The following is a 6,583-nucleotide window of genomic DNA, read 5'->3' on the forward strand; positions in this document are numbered from 1 at the left end:
TCATTAATTGATTTGCCGATAAAAAAATATCGTTCGGTGTTCCAAAGATCAGAATGGATGTGGTGACTATAGTCCCAGACAGATAACATCCCAGAAATTGTTGAAATTATTAAGCTTATGATCATGAATAGTTTAATTTTTACAGGAACAGCTTTCAGTTGCTTATGGGTATGGTAATAGCTTTTACACATGCAAAAGATAAAAGGTAAAGCCACAACAGATGAAGTAATTTGCAATATGAAATGTAAGGGATAATTTAAACCAAATATTGAAATATTCTGAGCCAGTAAATCTTTAAAAGCGAAAGTTCGAAAATCGAGATGCGTTAAACCATCCCATACTAAGTGGGTTGCGGTACCGATGATAATTGCAAAACAAGTCATTAATACGAAAGTGATGATTTGATCAAACGATTTAATATTTAGAGGATGAATGATTCCAAGTACTCGATACATCACAGGGCGATAGATCAGATACCAAAGTAAGCAGAAAAACAAACCTATCGGAAGATTCGGAAATAAAATACCTGACCACTGATGAGTTGTGTCAATACTTTCATCTGTAAATAAACGATATAGATCAGGTGTCATGCATCCAATCGCCAAAGTAGCAATAGGAAGATGTCCTTTAGTCAGTTTTGATAATGGTGGTGCAAGTACAGCGTGGGAAAGTGTAAAAGGCATATCGTTAGAAAACGAGTTTTTATGAAATCATGGAGCAGCAGTGTAGCAAATGTTTCGTGTTGTGATGTTTCTTATTGCAAATTGGATGAAATGTTATAATATAACAAAAATAAATTGATTCGAGATAATGTTCATGTTGTTTTATAAAAATATATTAACGCTGTCTATATTAGCAGCTGTTTCTGTAACAGCTTTTGCTGCTGAAAACGAAAAAGTTGAAAGCTTAGAAACGATTAGAATCAAAGCGCATCCATTGGAACAAACCTCACAGGATTTTGCGGTAGCCGATAGTGTGATTGATCAAACTAAATTATCACAAGGTGCCGTAACCATTGGGGATGTACTTGGGCAACAAACGGGGATTTATTCAAATCAGTTCGGCGCTGGTTCAAGTCGTCCTGTCATCCGCGGTCAAGATGGTGCTCGAGTCAAAATCTTACAAAACTCATCTGAAAACATTGATGTATCGACATTATCACCTGATCATGCAGTAACTGTAGATCCTGCGTTAGCAAAACAGGTCGAAGTGATTCGTGGTCCTTCTACATTATTATTTGGTGCAGGTACAGTAGGTGGTTTAGTCAATGTGATTGACAGTAAGTTACCTACGCAAATGCCTGAAAAAGGTTATGAAGGAAATGTTGGATTACGCTACAACACGGGAAGTGATGAAAAGCTGGCAAGTGCTGGTGTTACAGTTGGTTTAGGCGATCAAGTAGCATTACGTGTTGAAGGTTTAAAACGTGATGCGAATAATTACATTGCACCCGATTATTTTCATGAAGGTGAAAAAGAGCGTCGAGTTGATAATACTTTTGCTGAAGGTCAAACTGTAAATGTTGGTTTGTCATGGATCTACGATCGTGGTTTTACAGGGATTTCTTACAGTAATCGTCAAGATAAATATGGTCTACCTGGCCATAGTCATGAATATGAAAGTTGTGAAGCTCATTTAGTTGGGACTCCACATTTACATTGTGGTGATCATGAACACGAAGATGAGCATGGTGGTGATCATCATGATGAATATGAAGGTGAACACGTACATGAAGCAGGACCGTGGATTGATTTAAAATCTGAACGTTATGACATTCGTTCTGAATTAGACAATCCGTTCAAAGGTTTTAAGAAGTTTAGAGTGCAAGCAAGCTATACAGACTATCAGCACGATGAAATTGAAGAAGATAAGATTGCTACTCGCTTCAAGAATAAAGCATATGATGGACGTGTTGAGTTGGTACATAACCCAATCGGAGCATGGGAAGGTGTGATAGGTACTCAGTATGGGCAACAGAAATTAAATTTAACGGGTGAAGAAGCATTTTTAGCGCCAAATACGACAAAAAAATGGAGTCTTTTTGCTCTAGAACATGCTCAATTCAATGACGTACATGTTGAGTTGGCAGCTCGTGTGGATCAACAAAAAATCGATATCGAAGATTCAAGTAAGAAAGATTTTGATGGTTCAGCATTTTCTGCTTCAGGTGCCGCTAACTGGGAATTTGCACCAGACTATAAACTTTCTTTAGTTGCATCGCATCAACAACGCCTACCACTAGCTCAGGAGTTATATGCTGATGGTAAACATTTTGCGACCAATACCTATGAGTTAGGAAATGATCAGCTCAAAAAAGAGCAGTCGAACAATGTGGAATTAGGCTTCCATTATGATAATAATCGTTTTGATTATCATATCCATGTTTATCATAACTGGTTTGATGACTACATTTACGCACAAACTTTAGATCGTTACGAAGACTTCCGCCTAGTAAAATATACTCAAGACAAAGCACGTTTTTATGGAGCTGAGGCAGAAGCTGCTTACCAAATTTCTCCTACATACAAAATCGGTGTGTTTGGTGATTACGTGCGTGGAAAAATCGACAATGAAAATGCTCCACGTGTTCCAGCGGGGCGTTTAGGGACTAAAGTAAATGCTGATTTTGGTGATGGTTTCACTGGATCTGCTGAGTATTATCATGTCTTTAACCAAGATAAAATCACGGCATATGAAACCGAAACACAAGGTTATAATATGTTGAATCTTGGTGTCGCATACTCGGGTCAATATAGTAATTTAGGTAATTATCGCGTTTTTCTAAATGCAAATAACCTTTTAGATGACCAAATTTATCAACATGCATCGTTCCTCTCAACGATCCCTCAAGTTGGTCGTAATTTTACAGTTGGTGTAAATTTTAACTTTTAATTTTCACTGAAATCTTATTGAAATATCAATCTATAAGCTCTAGCCTTGGTTCATTAGGCTAGGGCTTTTTTCTGTTTATATGCGCATCTTCCAAAGAATTCATCAAAAGTTAAACTGGTCAGGTCGACGTTACATGGCAGTGATTTTATGTATTTTAGCTATAGGATATATTGCTTCTGCAATTTATCATACGGTGAAACCTCTTCCTAAAGGATTGAATTTCACTGGTCAATTACGTCATGCCAATGTGAAATTTCTAGCAGACCAAACTTATGTAGATGCGCAAGGAAAGCAACATCTCGATCAGAAAATTTTTACTGAAATTTTTAAATTAATTGATGATGCACAAACCACAATTGTGCTGGATATGTTTTTGTTTAATCAAGAAGTAGGTCAATCCAAGGTTCAGCAAATCCCTTTGATGCAAAAATTAACAGATGCACTGATTCTAAAGCGACAACAGAACCCGGCCATTCAAATTGTATTGATCACTGATCCAATCAACTCTGTATATGGTGGGATTGCACCTGAACATTATCGTTTATTGCGCCAAGCAGGTATTGATGTAATCGAAACAGATTTGAAACCTTTACGTGCATCTAATCCACTTTGGTCTGGTTTTTGGTATATCTGTTGTCAGAATCTAGGCAATAGTTCAGAGGGTGGATGGCTAAAAAATCCATTTGGTGACGATAAAATCACTTTACGTAGTTATTTAGAACTCTTTAACTTCAAAGCAAATCATCGAAAAACTTTGGTTGTGGATACGGAACAAGGTTGGAAAAGCTTAGTGACTTCTGCAAATCCACATGATGGCAGTTCACATCATAGTAATGTTGCTTTAGTTGTAGATGGTCCAACTGCGGTTGATATGCTACAGACAGAGCAAGCAGTTGCATCTATGTCTAAGGGCTCAAGTCCTGTTGTGATCATGGGTGCATTTGCTGAGGATAAGAGCTTGCCACAAGTGCAGGTGCTGACTGAAAAAGCAATTTATGATGCTGTAATCAAGATGATAAATGGGGCTAAAGCTCAAGATCATTTAGATATTGCTATGTTTTATTTATCAGAACGACAAATTATTGAGGCACTTAAACAAGCTAAAAAGCGTGGTGTTGATGTGCGGATGATCTTAGATCCGAATAAAGATGCATTTGGTCGACAAAAAAATGGTATACCCAATCGACAAGTTGCTTCTGAATTGAATGCTGTTGGTATTCCGATTCGATGGTGTGATACTCATGGAGAGCAATGTCATAGTAAAATGCTGCTTAAATATAATCATCAGCATGCAGAGTTGATTCTTGGTTCTGCAAATCTAACTGCACGCAATTTAAAAAATTATAATCTTGAAACCAACATGAAAGTTGTTGGGAATACACAAGCACAGGTTTTTCGTGATGCAGAGACATATTTTAATTCATCGTGGAATAACCTAAATGGCCGTCAAATGACGGTTGATTATGCAAAGTATGCAGATGAATCAAAATTAAAATATTGGATATATCGTTTTATGGAATGGTCTGGATTGTCGACGTTCTAAAAAGAAAGAGGCTTATAGCCTCTTTTTTTATTATGGATTTGGTGGAATCAACTGATCCAAATCCTTATCAGCAAGTTGATCTAATTCACTTAGATCAGTTTGAATTTTCCACTGGCTTTCATCTTCAACAGGGTTGGGCAAACGTGCTTCAAGCCAATCACAAACGGTATTGGGATCAAATTCAGGATGGTTACATTGAATGACCCATGCCAAAAAGTCCTTTGCTTCACCATTCATATAGGGTGGTGGTGACACAGGGAAAAATTGTGTTGGTAAGCGCTCGTTGGTTGATAAGTAATTCAGAACATGTCCAAGTTCTTGAACAGTTTGCCATGCTAGTGCGTGTTCTACATTAATACTAAATTTAAACCACCACGCATGTTGCTCGTCTGTGCCATGTGCAATGATTCTTTCCTTTTGCACGCTTGGAATTTTAGAAAAGAAATCGTAAAGACGATCAAAATTCATTTCAGACACTGAACCACTCCAATACTAAAAAAAAGATATTAACATACTTAAGTTATGCTTCATTCAACATCAGCCCATCTTGTAAATTTTACTGGTTGTCGAAAAAAATATTATTACTACAGTGCTGGTGTTTTTCTGTACTAAACTAATTGTAGAAATCATTTTGAGGCACTAGAAATGAGGAAAAATAAACTTCAAATTTTGAGTTTAACTTTGGCGATCAGTGCTTTGCCAGCCTTAAGCTACGCAAATAACTGGAGCGGCTATCGAGGAGTTGAACGTCGTCCATATCATGAATCTCAACAAACTTATCAACCTCCAGCTCAAGATCCTTTTGCGTTCTCAAATCAGCGTTATACACCTACAGCACCACCGAAGGGGTATTATTATCAACCCTACCAAAATAATCACTACTCTTACCAATATCGCCCAAGTGTCAGTATTGAATACTATCCTGAGACTCACTCTGAACATACATATCACCGAGAGGCATTTGTAGTCGGAAATGAGTTACCAAGTGAGTTTCGGAGTGAGCGTTATGTGATCCGAGATTGGGATTATTATTCTTTACGCAAACCACCACGTGGACGCCATTGGGTGATGATCGATGGAAGATATTTTTTAGTGACTGATGATAATTTTAGAATCGAAATTATTCGATGAGCTTTAATACCTTAGGTTGAGATATCTCCATAGTTTCTCAGTATTGATTACAAAGTTTTGCAATCTCATTCGTTTTATTCATGGTTTCTCCTAGAGTTTTGCTTAATCTGAGTTCAGATCAAAACAGAGGATCAAACAATGAAAAAGACAGTTATGTTGTTGGTATCAAGTTTATTATTTGGTGCATCTGCTTCAGCAATGGCAGATTCAAATCGTTGGAACAATCATCACGACTATAAAGATCGTTATGAGCAGCGTTACGATCGAAATGACCACCGAAATGATCATAGAGATCCACCGCGATGGTCAAATGCAGATCGTGGAAACCATTATGGACAACGAGTAAACTTTAAACGTGGCGAGCGTTTACCATCGGAATTCCGTAGTAAACGTTATGTGGTTTCAAACTATCGCTATCATCGTTTATATCAGCCACCACGTGGTTATAACTGGATGCAAGTACAAGGAAAATACGTGTTGGTTGATTCAAAATATCGTGTTTATCGAATCGCATAACTTAATGAATTTAAAAGCAGCCGTAAGGCTGCTTTTTTATGCAAGCTCATCGTCTTGAGGTCGAGGTGTTTTATTTGCTGGAATTTGCTGTTCCTGCTCTTTGCCTCGGATCACAGAGGGGTAGTTCCATGAAGCAAAACGGACAATCAGAATAGCCAAAGCTAAGATCAAAATGGATCCTGTGATGATGACCTGATCCATAGATGCTTTGTGGTTATGTTGAATATCTGCGATAAGCAAGCGTGTAAGTGCTGTGATTGCAACATAAATCAGAAATCGTACAGGCATATGGTTGGTTTTGAAGTAAATTCCAACCATAGCGCCAAGCTCTAAGTAGATAAATAATAATAAAATATCATCAATCGTCGCATATTTTTTGACGGTTAAAATATCAATTACGGTATGAACTGCTGACCACGCGATCATACAGCCAATAATAAACAAAGCTAAATAATGGAATGCTTCAACGGCATAGTGACCAAATCTGTCAAATAAGCGTTG

General features: G+C 37.5%; 7 protein-coding genes. 4 read left to right on the forward strand and 3 right to left on the reverse strand.

Annotated features, from left to right (window positions below):
- Window positions 1-683, reverse strand: a 683-nt coding sequence (locus A2003_RS13590) for a DUF4184 family protein (RefSeq protein WP_286687493.1), incomplete at its 3' end; no start/stop codon positions are given.
- A 133-nt stretch (window positions 684-816) separates the two neighbouring features.
- On the opposite strand from A2003_RS13590, the gene znuD reads away from it, so the two are divergent.
- Together znuD and A2003_RS13600 are read left to right on the forward strand one after the other, a co-directional pair.
- Complete coding sequence (gene znuD, locus A2003_RS13595; RefSeq protein WP_286687494.1) at window positions 817-2,892, forward strand: zinc piracy TonB-dependent receptor ZnuD; 2,076 nt, start codon at window positions 817-819, stop codon at window positions 2,890-2,892.
- Window positions 2,893-2,971: 79 nt separating this feature from the next.
- Entirely contained in the window at window positions 2,972-4,435 is a 1,464-nt protein-coding gene (locus tag A2003_RS13600; protein ID WP_194598184.1) for a phospholipase D family protein, read from the forward strand.
- Between the two features lie 30 nt (window positions 4,436-4,465).
- Here the strand turns inward: A2003_RS13600 and A2003_RS13605 are convergent, their stop codons facing one another.
- Window positions 4,466-4,912: a hypothetical protein gene (locus tag A2003_RS13605; RefSeq protein WP_004908900.1), complete on the reverse strand. Its 447-nt coding sequence runs from the start codon at window positions 4,910-4,912 to the stop codon at window positions 4,466-4,468.
- Window positions 4,913-5,080: 168 nt separating this feature from the next.
- Here A2003_RS13605 and A2003_RS13610 point away from each other — a divergent pair, with 168 nt between their 5' ends.
- Both A2003_RS13610 and A2003_RS13615 read left to right on the forward strand, forming a co-directional pair.
- The gene (locus A2003_RS13610) at window positions 5,081-5,566 is read left to right on the forward strand and encodes an RcnB family protein (RefSeq protein WP_004964059.1); all 486 of its coding nucleotides are present in this window, start codon (window positions 5,081-5,083) and stop codon (window positions 5,564-5,566) included.
- A 138-nt stretch (window positions 5,567-5,704) separates the two neighbouring features.
- Window positions 5,705-6,082, forward strand: a complete 378-nt coding sequence (locus A2003_RS13615; protein ID WP_004964056.1) for an RcnB family protein — start codon at window positions 5,705-5,707, stop codon at window positions 6,080-6,082.
- Window positions 6,083-6,118: 36 nt separating this feature from the next.
- Here the strand turns inward: A2003_RS13615 and A2003_RS13620 are convergent.
- A partial coding sequence (locus A2003_RS13620) for a phosphate-starvation-inducible protein PsiE (protein ID WP_286687495.1) occupies window positions 6,119-6,583 on the reverse strand: 465 nt, incomplete at its 5' end.

This window comes from Acinetobacter sp. GWC1_38_13, from assembly GCF_001767535.1.
GTDB classification, from domain to species: domain Bacteria; phylum Pseudomonadota; class Gammaproteobacteria; order Pseudomonadales; family Moraxellaceae; genus Acinetobacter; species Acinetobacter junii.